Here is a 13,695-nt window from a genome sequence, read left to right as displayed (position 1 = left end):
GTAATCGTCTGACTGACGCGATGTCCTGGTGGGCCGCACAACGGGCAGTGCGGCCCACCGGGGTGCCGTCGGGAGGCCGGTCAGCGGCGGTAGCCGACGACCGTCATCATGCCCGCCTCCGCGTGGTACACGTTGTGGCAGTGGACCATCCACAGCCCCGGGTTGTCGGCGTCGAAGTCCACCGTCAACGACTGCCGGGGCAGCACGATCGCGGTGTCCTTACGGGCCCCGGACGCGTTCCCCGCCAGCGCGAACGTGTGCCCGTGCAGATGGATCGGATGCCACATCGAGGTCGTGTTGCGGAACTCCAGCCGGACCCGCTCCCCGGCCTGCACCGGATGGCGCTGGTCGGCGCTGTACGGCTTCGCGTCGAACGCCCAGTCGTACGCCGCCATGGAACCGGTCAGCGTGATCCGTACCGTCCGGTCGGGCTTGCGGCCGGGCAGCGCCACGGCCGCGTCCGGGGTCAGCCGGTCGGCCGTCACCAGCTGACCCGTCAGCTCCTTCGGCCGAACGGAGGCGGCGGGCGCCGCGCCCGTACCGGTACGCAGCAGCGCCGTCGCGGAGGTCTTCTTCCCCTCGGCGAGCGCGGCCAGCGGGAACACCCCGTCCCCGGCGGTCACCAGCACGTCGTACCGCTCGCCCATGCCGACCAGCAGCGCGTCCGTCGCGGCGTGCCGGACCGGGAAGCCGTCGGTGTGCGTGACGGTCATCCGGTGGCCGCCGAGCGCGACGCGGAAGGCGGTGTCACCGCCCGCGTTGATGATCCGCAGCCGGATCCGGTCGCCCGGCCGGGCGGTGAGGACGGACGGGTCCTCGGGGGTGCGGCCGTTGATCAGGTAGTACGGGTAACCGACGTCGCCCGCGTCGCCGCCCAGCAACTCGCTGGTGGCGCCCCTCAGCATGCGCGGGGGACCGGTACGGGCACCGGCCGAGGGCGTCTCCGCCATGGCGTGCCCGCTGTGACCGCCGCCCTTGGTGAGCTCCTGGAGCACCGCGTCGGGGGTGGAGCCGTCCACCCCGTCGAGCCAGTCGTCCAGGACGACGACCCACTCCTTGTCGTACGACAGCGGCTCCTTCGGGTCCTCGACGATCAGCGGCGCGTACAGCCCGCGGTCCAGCTGGACGCCCGAGTGCGGGTGGAACCAGTACGTGCCGGGGTTCGGCACCGCGAACCGGTAGGTGAAGTCCGCACCCGGCTCGACGGCCCGCTGGGTCAGCCCGGGGACACCGTCCATGTCGTTGCGCAGGGCGAGCCCGTGCCAGTGCAACGAGGTCGACTGCGGAAGGTGGTTGGCGAGGGTGAGGGTGAGCGTGTCACCCGCGGTGACCCGTACCTCCTTGCCGGGCAGCCTGTCCCCGTACGCCCAGGTGCTGACGGTGCGCCCGCCGCCCAGATCGAGCCGGGACGGGGCGGCGGTCAGGGCGACCTTGCGTACGGGGCCGGAGCCCCGGCGCGTCTCGGCCGCGGCGACCTCGGGGCCGTCGGGGGCGATGAATCCCGCGGGGGCCGTCGTACCGGACGGCTCGGCGTGGTTCGTGCCGGAGTGGTCCATGGCGGTGTGGTCCGTGGTCGTGCCGCCGTCGGAGCAGGCGGCGAGAACTCCCGTACCGGCAAGGGCGATCGATGCGCCGAGCAGGGCGCGTCGGGTGTGCTGAGCGGGCATGACTGAGTGCACCTCAGAGATGTTGTCGGTGTACTGAGAGGCGGACGGGGGCGTGGTGCGCCTATATCCGCAGTACCGACAGACCTGTGAGGACGGCCTTGCGCGGACGTGGCGGGGGAGGGGGCCGAGGCCTCCATGACGAACGGGGCCCGGCGGTTCCCGGCAGGCCGGCCGCGGACCGCCGCGCCACCAGAAGCGTGGTGAGCAGGGCGAGGCCCCAGACGGAGAGCACGGCGAGGCAGACGGCCATCGGGTCCATGCCCCGCATCGGTGCCTGATCGGCAGGGCGCCGGGCGTCCGGGTGCATGGCGTCCGCGGCCACCGGGTGCGTGGTTTGCGCGGCCACCGGGTGCGAAGGTGCCATGGCGTTGGCGGTCATCGGGTGCGAGGCGGTCGTCGCAGCGGCACCCGGCCCGCTGAGCTCCGCCGGGTGACCGACGGTGTGCATGGTGAGGATCCCGAAGAGCAGCGCGGCGAACAGCAGCAGCTGCCCGTACCTCGCACCCCTCGTCCCGAACATGCCGGCCACCCTACCCCTACCGGGTATGCGGGCGATGGTGGCCCGCCGCCCCGCGCGCGGCGGGAGGGCGGGCCGTGAAGCCGTACGCCGTACCGGTCAACTGTGGGCGTAGACCTTCTCCGCCCAGCCGGCGATCTGGTCGTCGGAGAGGTGCTGGGCCAGATCGGCCTCGCTGATCATGCCGATCAGCTTCTTGTTCTCGACCACGGGAAGCCGGCGGATCCGGTGGTTCTGCATCTCCTCCAGTACCTCTTCCACTTCGGCGCCCGCGTCGATCCAGCGCGGTGTGCCCTGGGCGAGGTCGCCCGCGGTCACCTTCGACGGGTCCCGGCCCATCGCCACGCAGTCGATCACGATGTCGCGGTCCGTGAGGATGCCGATCATCCGGTCCTGCCCCCCGTTGGCCGAGATGGGCAGCGCTCCGACGTTGTGCTCACGCATCAGCTGGGCGGCGCGGTCGAGGGTCTCGTGCGCCGGGATCCAGGTGGCGCCGGTGTGCATGATGTCCTTGGCGATGGTCATGGGTTTCCTCCTGAGTGCCGGTGGGCACTGCCGTACGACCCCGAGCGAACCCATCGTGATGGGCCCGTTCGGGGTACGCGACCGCTGTCACCCGTTCGGGTGCATCTGCGGCACGAGGGAACCTTCCGGATCCAAGGGAACCCGCCGGATCCGACGGAACCTGCCGGGTCCGGGGAACCCGCCGGATCCGACGGAACCTGCCGGGTCCGGGGAACCCGCCGGATCCGACGGAACCTGCCGGGTCCGGGGAAACCGTTCGGATCCGACGGAACCTGCCGGGTGCGGGGAAACCGTTCGGCTCTGACGGAACCTGCCGGGTGCGGGGAAACCGTTCGGCTCTGACGGAACCTGCCGGGTGCGGGGAAACCGTTCGGCTCCGGGGAACCCTTCAGCTCCGGGGGGCCGCGCCGCGCTGCGCCAGCATCTCGGCCATCGCGTCCAGCTCGGACTGCTGGGCCGCGACCATGCCCTGGGCCAGCCGCTTCTCCGCCTTCACGGTGCACAGGTTCACGCAGCCGCGGGCCATGTCGACGCCGCCCTTGTGGTGGTCGGTCATCAGCTGGAGATACAGGATCTCGGCCTGCTTGCCGCTGGCCTTACGGAGCCGGTCGAGCTCGGTACGGGTCGCCATGCCGGGCATGAGGGACCCGTCGCGGGCCTGGTACCCGCCACCGCTCCCCGACATCCCGTCCATGCCGCCCATGTCGCCCATGTCATGGCCGTCGTGGTCACCGTGCTGCCCGTCCATCCAGGCCATCGGCTCCTGCCCGGCGGCCACCTTGGGCAGCTCCCACAGATCCAGCCAGCCGAGCAGCATGCCCCGCTGGTTGGCCTGCGTGTTGGCGATGTCGTACGCGAGACGGCGCACGTCCTCGTCCTTCGTGCGGTCCCGCACGATGAACGACATCTCCACGGCCTGCTGGTGGTGGACCGCCATGTCGCGGGCGAACCCGGCGTCCGCCGAGTCCGCCGCGGGCGTGCGCGGGGCGGTCGCGGCCGCGTGGTGCTCCGCCCCGTCGTCCCGCGCGGAGGCCACCGTCGCGGCCCCCGCGAACAGCACCGCGAGCGCGACGGCGGAACCCGCCACCCACCGGGTGCGCCGGGCGCGTTCCGTAACCGTCACGGGGCCCCCAGTCCGCCGGTGCACGCCGCGCCGGGCTCGGGCGTCTGCGCCCCCTGCACGAACGTCGAGAAGAACTGCGCCACCCGGGGGTCGTCGGCGCTGTCCACCGTGACCTGCTTGCCCCAGGCGCTCAGCATGATCGGGTCTGCCTGGTCCGCGTACGGGCTCATCAGCGAGTACGGCGTCTTCCCGACGCGGTCGGCGAGCTTGTCCACATCCGCGGCCGGGGCCTTGTCCGTGTACGTCACCCAGACCGAACCGTGCTCCAGCGAGTGCACGGCGTTCATGTCGGGGATCGCCTTCTTGTACACCTCGCCGTCGCAGTTCATCCAGACGGGGTTGTGGTCACCGCCGACCGGGGGCTTCATCGGGTACGTCACGGTCTTGGTGACGTGGTTGCGGGTCAGCTTCTTCGCGTCCCACGTCTTCAAACCCTCGATCGTGCCGTCGGCCGCGTCCTTGCCGTCCGCCCCCTTCGCGTCCGCGGACTTCTGGTCCGCCGAGGCCTCGGACTTGTCGAGCAGCGTGTAGCTGCCGAAGGCGACGAGACCTGCGACGACGACGGTGCTGAGGCCTATGACCAGCACGCGGTTGCGGCGGTCTCGCGCGCGGTCGGCGTTGCGCATCTGCTCTATGCGGGTCCTGCGGTCGTGACTCATGTCGTGGTCCTTCTACGAAGGGGCGATGAGGGTCTGGAACGGGTCGGTGACCGGTGTGCGCGGGGCGGTTGCGAGGCCGCCGCGTCCCTTGCACACCATGGCCGACGATCGTAGTGGGTGGCCGGGTGCTCCATCTCACGTCGTGTGCGTAATCTGGGTGAAATCCCGGGTCGTGATACTGGAGTTCCTCCCCTACCCCGGGCGGTGGTGCACGGACCGTCTGAACTGCAAGGATGTGGCTATGGACAAGCAGCAGGAATTCGTCCTCAGGACACTTGAGGAGCGCGACATCCGGTTCGTACGGCTGTGGTTCACCGACGTGCTCGGTTACCTCAAGTCCGTGGCCGTGGCCCCTGCCGAGCTGGAGCAGGCGTTCGACGAGGGGATCGGCTTCGACGGCTCGGCCATCGAGGGCTTCGCCCGGGTGTACGAGTCGGACATGATCGCCAAGCCGGACCCGGCGACGTTCCAGATCCTGCCCTGGCGCGCGGAGGCCCCCGGCACGGCCCGGATGTTCTGCGACATCCTGATGCCGGACGGTTCGCCGTCCTTCGCCGACCCGCGCTACGTGCTCAAGCGCATCCTGGCCAAGACCTCCGACCTGGGCTTCACCTTCTACACCCACCCGGAGATCGAGTTCTTCCTGCTGAAGGACAAGCCGGTGGACGGCAGCCGCCCGACCCCCGCGGACAGCTCCGGCTACTTCGACCACACCCCGCAGAACGTCGGGATGGACTTCCGCCGCCAGGCGATCACGATGCTCGAATCGATGGGCATCTCGGTCGAGTTCAGCCACCACGAGGGAGCCCCCGGCCAGCAGGAGATCGACCTGCGGTACGCGGACGCGCTCTCCACCGCCGACAACATCATGACGTTCCGCCTGGTCATGAAGCAGGTCGCGCTGGAGCAGGGCGTGCAGGCGACGTTCATGCCGAAGCCGTTCTCGGAGTACCCCGGCTCGGGCATGCACACCCACCTCTCCCTCTTCGAGGGCGACCGCAACGCGTTCTACGAGTCCGGCGCCGAGTACCAGCTCTCCAAGGTCGGCCGCTCCTTCATCGCGGGCCTGCTCACGCACGCCGCGGAGATCTCCGCCGTGACCAACCAGTGGGTCAACTCCTACAAGCGCATCTGGGGCGGCTCCTCCCGCGCCGCGGGCGCCGGCGGCGAGGCCCCCTCGTACATCTGCTGGGGCCACAACAACCGCTCCGCGCTGATCCGGGTCCCGATGTACAAGCCCGGCAAGACCGGCTCGGCCCGTGTCGAGGTCCGCTCCATCGACTCCGGCGCCAACCCGTACCTGACGTACGCGGTCCTGCTGGCCGCCGGCCTCAAGGGCATCGAGGAGGGCTACGAACTCCCGGCCGGCGCCGACGACGACGTCTGGGCCCTGTCCGACGCCGAGCGCCGCGCGATGGGCATCGAGCCGCTCCCGCAGAACCTGGGCGAGGCGATCTCGCTGATGGAGAAGAGCGAACTGGTCGCCGAGACGCTGGGCGAGCACGTCTTCGACTTCTTCCTGCGCAACAAGAAGCAGGAGTGGGAGGAGTACCGCAGCGAGGTCACGGCCTTCGAGCTGAAGGCGCTGCTGCCGGTGCTGTAGGCGTGGTGCGGCGCCGGTGGCGCCGCTCGTACGTGGCTTCGGGCCGACGGTGCGCCACCCGTCGGCCCGAAGGTGTCTCGGGCCCGTCGCTCCCTCCGGTGCCGCGTCGGTGCCCGGAGAGGCGGGTCACCACCGGCGTTGCACGGTCGCCTTGCCGCCGGTCACCAGACTTGCCGGCGGAACGTCGTCGGCCACGACCGCGCCGGCGGCGACCACCGCGTCGCGGCCGATGCTGACGCCGGGAAGGATCCTGGCACCGGCGCCGATCCACACGTTCTCCGCCACGTCGATGGGCGCGCCGGTCAGCCAGCCCCGTCGCTCCTCGGGATCGACCGGGTGGCCGACGGTGATGAACATGACGTTGGGGCCGACCATCACCCGCTCGCCGAGCCGGATGCCGGCGTAGTCCAGGAACGTGCAGTTCTGGTTGATGAACACCCGCTCCGCGAGGTCCAGATGAAGGCCGTGGTCCGTGTAGAAGGGCGGATGGACGGTGACTTTCGCCGGCAGCGGCTTGCCGAGGATCTGTTCGAACAGCTCCGCCTTGCCGGTCTCGTCCGCGAAGGGCAGGACGTTCAGGCGGGAAGTGAGCTCGGTGGCCCGCAGGACCCGCTCGGACATGGCCCGGAACTCGGGGCTGTGGATGCGCATGAGACGGTCGTTGGACACGCCAAGATCCTTTGTCTGGTGCACCGGTGACCGGGCGGGACGCACCGGGTGCTGGTGGAGTCTGTTGCCGGCAGCCGGTCGAGTCACCTCTGCCGGGGTCGGGACCCGCGAGCACTCCCGATGCCACTGTCGTCGCGCTGTGGCGTCGTTGCCCAGGTTGGGCGCCAGACCGGCCCGGGGAGCCCCGGCAGGCCTTTGAGGTGGGTGACGATTCCACGGAGCCCTGGATGCGGATTCGCTCCGGGGAGGATGAGCGAGAGCGGGTACACGAGCGTCGGATTCACCACAGGGATGCGACGCAGGTCGTGGTCCGGCGGCCAGACGTACCGGTCGCGCGCCCCAACGAGGGTGGCCACCTGCGCGGATTCCGCGAGGGCGTCCAGGAGCACTTCGTCCCCGAAGTGCGGGCCGGCCGCGTCGATGCGCAGGTCGAAGTCGGTGGCGAGCTGGTCGTAGAAGTCCGACCACTCACTCAGCGGCGCGATGCCCGGCACCCAGATCCGGTGCCCGCGCAACTGCGACGGCGTCAGCTCTCGCGCGGAGGCGAGCGGATGTTTCGGGCCGACCAGGAGTTCCAGCGGGGAGTCGAAGGCGTGAATCATGTGCACGCCGGGCGGCAGCGCGTCCGGGTCGGTGACGGTGCGGAACGAGGCGTCGACATCGCCCGCTTCGACGGCGGCGGCCGCCACGCGGGGGTCGTTGACCCGGAGGGTCACCACGTCGAGGTCGGTCTCGGGATGCGACCGCCAGTAGTCGTGCAGCACAAGGGCCTGCGCGCTTCGCAGGCCGAGAACGTCGACCCGGAGGGCCCGTGAGCCCGGCCTGACCGCGGCGACGGCACGCTCGACACCCGCGACGATGCTCCGTGCGTGCGGGAGGAAGGCCTGGCCGTTGAGCGTCAGCTCCACCCCTCGGGCGGTCCGGGTGAACAGCCGGACTCCCAGCGTGCGCTCCAGGGCGGCGATCCGCTTGGAGACCGCCTGCTGCGTCACGCCCAGTTCGTCGGCCGCGTGCCGCAGCTGTCCGAACTCGGCAGCCCGGACGAACGATCGCAATACCTCGGTGTCCACATGGCCATCCTAGGCAGCCACAACCAAAGGTTGTGGCTTGACGAGGGCCGGTTGTACGACCACCCTGCCGCAGCCGGCGTCAACGACAGCGCACACCTCGCACACCTTGCACATCACCTCGCGCACCTCCGTCCACGGATTGTTCGGATCCTTCCCGCGGGCATGGCGGAACCCATGGCCGCCGCGGTGCTGACTATTCGTCAGTTCTCTGCGATGCTGCGCGCCATGCTGGACGAATCGGGAGCGGTGGGAGAGGCGTCCGACGGCGCACCGGACGTGCTGGCGCCCGCACGGCTCGGGCCGCTGAGGCTGCGCAACCGGGTGATCAAGGCCGCGACCTTCGAGGGCGCCACCCCCGAAGCGCTGGTCACCGACGAGCTCATCGACTACCACCTGCGCCCTGCCGAGGGTGGCGTCGCCATGACCACCGTGGCCTACTGCGCGGTGTCCCCGGAGGGCCGCACCGAGCGCCGCCAGCTGTGGATGCGGCCCGAGGCCCTGCCGGGACTGCGCAGGCTGACTGCGGCGGTGCACGACACCGGTGCCGCGGTCTGCGCCCAGCTTGGCCACGCCGGGCCGGTGGCCGACGGCCGCTCCAACGGACTGCCCGCCCTCGCCCCGATGGCCGGCTTCAACCCGCTCAGCATGCGGCGCAACAAGGCGGCCACCGCCGACGACATCACCCGTGTCATCGGCGCCCACGCGGAGGCGGCGGTGCTGGCGGCCGAGGCCGGCTTCGATGCCGTGGAGATCCACCTCGGCCACAACTACCTGGCCAGCGCCTTCCTCAGCCCCCGGCTGAACCGCCGCACCGACGCCTTCGGCGGCTCCCTGCGTGCCCGCGCAGCCGTGGCGATGGGCATCACCCGGGCGGTGCGCGATGCCCTGGGCGACCGCCTCGCCATCACCGCCAAGCTGAACATGAAGGACGGCGCGCCCGGCGGCCTCACCCTGGACGACAGCCTCCAGGTCGCACGCTGGCTGGAGGCGGACGGCTCGGTGGACGCCCTCGAGCTGACGGCGGGCAGCTCCCAGCTGAACCCGATGTACCTCTTCCGCGGCGACGCCCCCATCGCCGAGTTCGCGGCCAACTTCCCGCTCCCGCAGCGCCTCGGGATCCGGGCCCTGGGCCGTACGTTCTTCCGCACCTACCCGTACCAGCCGCTGTACCTGCTCGACGCCGCCCGGCAGTTCCGTGCCGCGCTCCGGCTGCCGCTGATCCTGCTCGGCGGGGTCACCGACCGGCAGGGCATGGACCGCGCGATGGCGGAGGGCTTCGACTTCGTCGCCATGGCCCGCGCCCTGCTCCGCGAACCCGACCTGCTGCACCGCATCGGACGCGACAGCGCCACCCGCTCGGCGTGCATCCACTGCAACCGCTGCATGCCCACGATCTACACGGGGACCCACTGCCCGCTGATCGACGAACAGGAACGCTGAACAGCACCTGGGCAGGACCTGGATGGCACCTGGACAGCACCTGAACGGGACCTCGACGACACCTGGGCGCGCCCCACACCGGCCTGAACGCAGAGGGCGCATCCGGTTCAGGCGTTCGTGTCAGGGGTTCAGCCGAAGCTCCGCCCCATCTCGTCCATGATCTCGTCGATCACCTCGGCCGGCTCCCGGGCCAGGTCCTCCTCGATCCACATCCGCATCGCGATCCGCAGCGAGGCGAGGAACGCCGCCGCGAGGATCAGGGGGCGGGCGGGGTTCGTCGAGTGGTCCTGGCGGGTGGCCACGGCCTCGGCCAAGTCGCGCTCCAGCGCTGCGTGGTTGGCGAGCTGGCGGGCGAGCAGGGAGGGGTGGCGCATGGCCAGGCGGGTGCGGACGGCCCATTCGCGTTTCGGGGGTGCGAGGCGTTCGGCGAACTGGGCGACCGCTGCCCGCAAGGCCGTCCAGGCGCCTTCCTCGGCAGGACGTTCGCGCACCGTGCGGACGAGCTCTCCTATCTGCCGCTCCTCGCCGTACAGGACGGCGTCCTCCTTGCCGGTGAAGTAGTTGGAGAACGTTCTGCGGGAGATCCCGGCCGCGTCCGCGACGGCCTCCACCGTGACGTGGTCGAAGCCGTGCTCGACGGTCAGCCGCAGTGCCGCCTCGTGCACTGCCTGCCGGGTGGCTTCCTTCTTGCGTTCCCGCAGTCCCATAGAGCGCTCCATGGGGCCATTATCTACCCGCCGGTCATTATTGCTCAATGCGCAACATTGCCCACTGGGCATGTATGGTGAGCCGTTGCTTTCTTCCTTCCCTGTTCGAACACCTCCCGGAGGTTGCGCGTGAGCGCTCAAACGGCCGCGCCGACCGATGTCGCGCCCATGGACCACCGTCACATCCTGCGCGCGCTGAGCGGTCTGCTCATCGTGCTGTTCGTGGCGATGACCAGCAGCACGGTGGTCTCCGTCGCGCTCCCGCAGATCATCGGCTCGCTCAACGGGACCCAGTCGCAGTACACCTGGGTCGTCACCGCGATGCTGCTGTCCTCCACGGCCTCCACGCCGATCTGGGGCAAGCTCGCCGACCTGTTCAGCAAGAAGCTGCTGCTCCAGATATCCATCGGCATCTTCGTCGTCTCGTCGATCGCCTGCGGATTCGCCCAGTCCACCGAGCAGTTGATCGCCTTCCGGGCCCTCCAGGGCATCGGCATGGGCGCGCTCCAGGTGCTCGTGCAGGTCATCATCGCGGCGATGATCAGCCCCAAGGAGCGCGGCCGCTACAACGGTTACCTCGGCGGCGTCATGGCCGTCGCCACCGTCGGCGGCCCGCTGCTCGGCGGATTCATCACCGACACCTCGTGGCTCGGCTGGCGTTGGTGCTTCTTCATCGCCGTACCGTTCACGCTGCTCGCCTTCGTGATGCTCACCCGCACCCTGCACCTCACCGAGATCCGGCGTCCCGAGACCAAGGTCGACTACCTGGGTGCCTCGCTCATCGCCGCCGGCGTCAGCATGCTGCTCCTCTGGGTCACCTTCGTCGGCAACGACTTCGACTGGCTGTCCTGGCAGACGGCCGCCATGGTCGGTGCGAGCGTCGTGATCCTGGGCGTGGCCGTGGCCGTCGAGGCACGGGTCAAGGAGCCCGTCGTCCCGCTCCATGTCGTACGCCGCCGGGACCCCGCCCTCGCCATCGTCGCGAGCCTCGCGGTCGGTATGGCGATGTTCGGCGGTGCGGTCTTCCTCGGCCAGTACTTCCAGATCGGACGCGGCTACTCGCCCACCGAGGCGGGACTGCTCACCATTCCGCTGATGTTCGGCGTCCTGCTCTCCTCGACCGTGGCCGGCCGGCTGGTGTCGAAGACCGGCAAGGTGAAGCCGTACATCATCGCCGGCGTCGTCGTCCTCACCTTCGGCTTCCTGGGACTGTCCACCATCGATCACGAGACGCCGCTCGTTCTCGTTTCGGCCGGCATGCTCGCGGTCGGTGTCGGTGTCGGTATGTCGATGCAGAACCTCGTCCTGGTCCTCCAGAACACCGTCCCGCTCAGCGAACTCGGCTCGGCCAGCGGTGCGATCACCTTCTTCCGCTCGCTCGGCGGCACGATCGGCGTCTCGGTCCTCGGCGCGGTGCTCGCCAACCAGGTCGCCACCAAGATCACGGCCGGTCTCGCGAAGATCGGCGTCGACCCGGCGGCCTCGTCCTCCGGCGGCTCCACACTGAACGTGGCAGCCATGCCGCCGGAGATCCGTGAGGTCGTCCGGGCCGCGTACGGCGACGCGACGGGGCACATCTTCCTGATCTCGGCGGCCATCTCGGTCGTCGGCGTGATCGCCGCTCTGTTCCTCACCCCGACCAAGCTGCGCGACAGCGTGGATCTGTAGCCAGCGGAACCGGAGTTGGAGGGCGGGTGCCGGGAACGGCGCCCGCCCTCCGGCATGTGCGATTCCGTTTGACTACGCCTGTCGGGTCGACCGACAATGACGGCAAGGACCGCTGTGGACGGGGGAGCCATGACTGAGGTCTTGTTGGTGCCTGGGGTGCTGTTCATCGTCATCGTCTTCCTGATCGTGAAGCTGATGCTGAGGGAACGGCGAAGCCGCACGGACAATTTCGACGGCCAGCAGATCGAACGGCAGCACAGCGCGCAGGCGCGGGACGTCCGGGCGGCCAACTCATCGATCGCCGTCCACAACCGCTTCGTCGACGGCGGCAACGACTGGCGGCCCGGGAAGCGCTGACTCGCGCCGATTCCCGGCAGCACGGCAAAAAAGCCGGAGGGCCGGGGCCCCACTGGGGTAGGGTGACGCGTCCCCGCACGGGGACGCACCAACGAATGACTCCCCGCACGGGGACGTACCGAAGGAGGTGGGACCCATTACCGCTGTATCAGGCTGGGTGCTCACCTCCCCTCACCGCGTGGTCGACCGGACATAGCCGACCGCGGAGCACCCATCGGCGTTTTCCCGAAAGGCTCCGCTTCATGCCGGTCCCGCTGTCACCGTCTGCCCTTTCCTCCCTCGTCACCACGCTCCGGACCGCCGGCTGCGTGTTCGCCGAGGACGAGGCGGAACTGATCACCGCCACCGCCGCCGACCCGGCCGCACTCGCCGCCATGGTGGAGCGCCGCGTCGCCGGTCTCCCGTTGGAACACGTCCTGGGCTGGGCCGAGTTCAGCGGTCTGCGGATCGCCGTGGACGCCGGGGTCTTCGTCCCCCGCCGCCGCACCGAGTTCCTGGTCCGGCAGGCCGTGGAAGTGGCCCCCAGCCCGGCCGTCGTGGTCGACCTCTGCTGCGGTACGGGCGCGCTCGGCGCCGCGCTCGCCGCGGCTCTGGAGGGGGTCGAACTCCACGCCTCCGACGTCGAACCCGCCGCAGTGCGCTGCGCCCGGCGCAACCTCGGCGAGCTGGGCCGGGTCTACGAGGGCGACCTCTTCGCACCGCTGCCCGACTCGCTGCGCGGGCGCGTCGACGTACTGCTCGCCAACGTGCCGTACGTACCGACCGGGGATGTCGCACTGCTCCCCGCGGAGGCGCGCGTGCACGAGCCGCTGGTGGCGCTCGACGGCGGCGGCGACGGGCTCGACGTCATGCGGCGGGTGGCCGCCGAGGCACCGCACTGGCTGGCACCGGGCGGCAGCCTGCTGGTCGAGACGAGCGAACGGCAGGCGGCACGTGCCGTGGAGACCGTGGGCGGCAGCGGGCTGACCCCGCGCGTCGTCTTCTCCGACGAGCTGTACGCCACCGTCGTGATCGGGACCCTGCCCGCCCCCTGAGCAGGGGGCGGGCAGGGCGGCTCAGGCGATGCGCCAGCGGGTCTGGCTGAACGGGTCGCCCTTGCCGAAGCCGAAGACCGTACGCGGGGACACCGCGAAGACCTGGGCCCGGTTGCCCTGAGCACCCACGAACATGCCGTCCTGGACGTCGAAGTGCCAGAATTCTCCGTACTTCGCCTCCCAGGCCTCGGCGAGGCCGGTCAGCAGGCTCGCGTCCGTCACCCGCTCCGCCCGGCCCTCCACCACCACGTCGAAGCCCTCCGCCCAGGTGTTGGTGCCGGTCGTGAGGACCACCTCGGTGTTGGCTGCCAGATTGCGGGCCTTGCGTTCGTCGGCGCCGGTGGAGAAGTGCAGCGCCCCCTGCCACCAGACCCCGATCAGCGGGGTGACGTGCGGACGGCCGTCCGGGCGGACCGTCGTCAGCCAGTACAGCTCCGCCTCGGTCAGGATTTTCGCCGCATCGGCCCAGGGGCGGACCTCGGCGTCCGAGCTGCTGTAGCGGGCGTCCAGTTCGGCGGTCGGGCCGGTGTCCGGTTCGGTGCCGGCCTTGGCTTCGGACATGGTCTGGGCCTCTCGGTCGGGTCCTGAAAGAGATCGCGCCTGTGAAGTGCAGACCGCGCACGCGCTCCGTATTCATCGGTGCGGGACTAGGCTCG

At 70.3% G+C, this 13,695-nt stretch carries 14 protein-coding genes; 5 read left to right on the top strand and 9 right to left on the bottom strand.

Annotated features, from left to right (window positions below):
• Positions 1 to 80 precede the first annotated feature (80 nt).
• The 5 genes from FHX80_RS05495 to FHX80_RS05475 form a co-directional block, all read right to left on the bottom strand.
• Positions 81 to 1,667 carry a multicopper oxidase family protein gene (locus FHX80_RS05495; RefSeq protein WP_145763162.1) on the bottom strand — a complete coding sequence of 529 codons (1,587 nt, stop codon included), beginning with the start codon at positions 1,665 to 1,667 and terminating at the stop codon, positions 81 to 83.
• A gap of 61 nt (positions 1,668 to 1,728) precedes the next feature.
• Entirely contained in the window at positions 1,729 to 2,187 is a 459-nt protein-coding gene (locus tag FHX80_RS05490; protein ID WP_145763161.1) for a DUF6153 family protein, read from the bottom strand.
• Between the two features lie 96 nt (positions 2,188 to 2,283).
• Positions 2,284 to 2,709, bottom strand: a complete 426-nt coding sequence (locus tag FHX80_RS05485; RefSeq protein ID WP_145763160.1) for a CBS domain-containing protein — start codon at positions 2,707 to 2,709, stop codon at positions 2,284 to 2,286.
• 388 nt (positions 2,710 to 3,097) lie between these two features.
• On the bottom strand, positions 3,098 to 3,832 hold the full coding sequence (locus FHX80_RS05480) for a DUF305 domain-containing protein (protein WP_145763159.1): 735 nt from the start codon (positions 3,830 to 3,832) through the stop codon (positions 3,098 to 3,100).
• Positions 3,829 to 4,491, bottom strand: coding sequence for a DUF3105 domain-containing protein (locus FHX80_RS05475; protein ID WP_167523365.1), 663 nt, complete (start codon positions 4,489 to 4,491; stop codon positions 3,829 to 3,831). The genes FHX80_RS05480 and FHX80_RS05475 overlap by 4 nt, the downstream gene beginning before the upstream one ends.
• A gap of 241 nt (positions 4,492 to 4,732) precedes the next feature.
• Here FHX80_RS05475 and glnA point away from each other — a divergent pair, with 241 nt between their 5' ends.
• Positions 4,733 to 6,094 carry a type I glutamate--ammonia ligase gene (gene glnA / locus FHX80_RS05470; protein WP_145763158.1) on the top strand — a complete coding sequence of 454 codons (1,362 nt, stop codon included), beginning with the start codon at positions 4,733 to 4,735 and terminating at the stop codon, positions 6,092 to 6,094.
• Positions 6,095 to 6,220: 126 nt separating this feature from the next.
• On the opposite strand, the gene FHX80_RS05465 is transcribed toward glnA, so the two are convergent.
• A complete protein-coding gene (locus FHX80_RS05465; RefSeq protein WP_145763157.1) occupies positions 6,221 to 6,763 on the bottom strand; it encodes a DapH/DapD/GlmU-related protein in 543 nt (180 codons plus the stop codon).
• A gap of 83 nt (positions 6,764 to 6,846) precedes the next feature.
• Entirely contained in the window at positions 6,847 to 7,833 is a 987-nt protein-coding gene (locus FHX80_RS05460; protein ID WP_145763156.1) for a LysR family transcriptional regulator, read from the bottom strand.
• Positions 7,834 to 8,058: 225 nt separating this feature from the next.
• Here FHX80_RS05460 and FHX80_RS05455 point away from each other — a divergent pair, with 225 nt between their 5' ends.
• The gene (locus FHX80_RS05455; RefSeq protein ID WP_145767089.1) at positions 8,059 to 9,273 is read left to right on the top strand and encodes an NADH:flavin oxidoreductase; all 1,215 of its coding nucleotides are present in this window, start codon (positions 8,059 to 8,061) and stop codon (positions 9,271 to 9,273) included.
• Positions 9,274 to 9,401: 128 nt separating this feature from the next.
• Here FHX80_RS05455 and FHX80_RS05450 read toward each other — a convergent pair whose 3' ends face one another.
• A complete protein-coding gene (locus FHX80_RS05450; protein WP_145763155.1) occupies positions 9,402 to 9,992 on the bottom strand; it encodes an acyl-CoA-like ligand-binding transcription factor in 591 nt (196 codons plus the stop codon).
• Positions 9,993 to 10,148: 156 nt separating this feature from the next.
• On the opposite strand from FHX80_RS05450, the gene FHX80_RS05445 reads away from it, so the two are divergent.
• The 3 genes from FHX80_RS05445 to FHX80_RS05435 all read left to right on the top strand — a co-directional run bounded on the left by FHX80_RS05445 (position 10,149) and on the right by FHX80_RS05435 (position 13,039).
• Positions 10,149 to 11,648, top strand: coding sequence for an MDR family MFS transporter (locus FHX80_RS05445; protein WP_145767088.1), 1,500 nt, complete (start codon positions 10,149 to 10,151; stop codon positions 11,646 to 11,648).
• Positions 11,649 to 11,777: 129 nt separating this feature from the next.
• A complete protein-coding gene (locus tag FHX80_RS05440; protein ID WP_145763154.1) occupies positions 11,778 to 12,005 on the top strand; it encodes a hypothetical protein in 228 nt (75 codons plus the stop codon).
• A 242-nt stretch (positions 12,006 to 12,247) separates the two neighbouring features.
• Positions 12,248 to 13,039 carry a putative protein N(5)-glutamine methyltransferase gene (locus FHX80_RS05435; protein ID WP_145763153.1) on the top strand — a complete coding sequence of 264 codons (792 nt, stop codon included), beginning with the start codon at positions 12,248 to 12,250 and terminating at the stop codon, positions 13,037 to 13,039.
• A gap of 21 nt (positions 13,040 to 13,060) precedes the next feature.
• On the opposite strand, the gene FHX80_RS05430 is transcribed toward FHX80_RS05435, so the two are convergent.
• On the bottom strand, positions 13,061 to 13,600 hold the full coding sequence (locus FHX80_RS05430; RefSeq protein ID WP_145763152.1) for a pyridoxamine 5'-phosphate oxidase family protein: 540 nt from the start codon (positions 13,598 to 13,600) through the stop codon (positions 13,061 to 13,063).
• Positions 13,601 to 13,695 lie beyond the last annotated feature (95 nt).

The sequence above is a fragment of the Streptomyces brevispora genome (assembly GCF_007829885.1).
Taxonomy (GTDB): domain Bacteria; phylum Actinomycetota; class Actinomycetes; order Streptomycetales; family Streptomycetaceae; genus Streptomyces; species Streptomyces brevispora.
The sequence above is the reverse complement of the archived record's forward strand: the minus strand, read 5'-3'. Positions and strand labels throughout refer to the sequence as shown.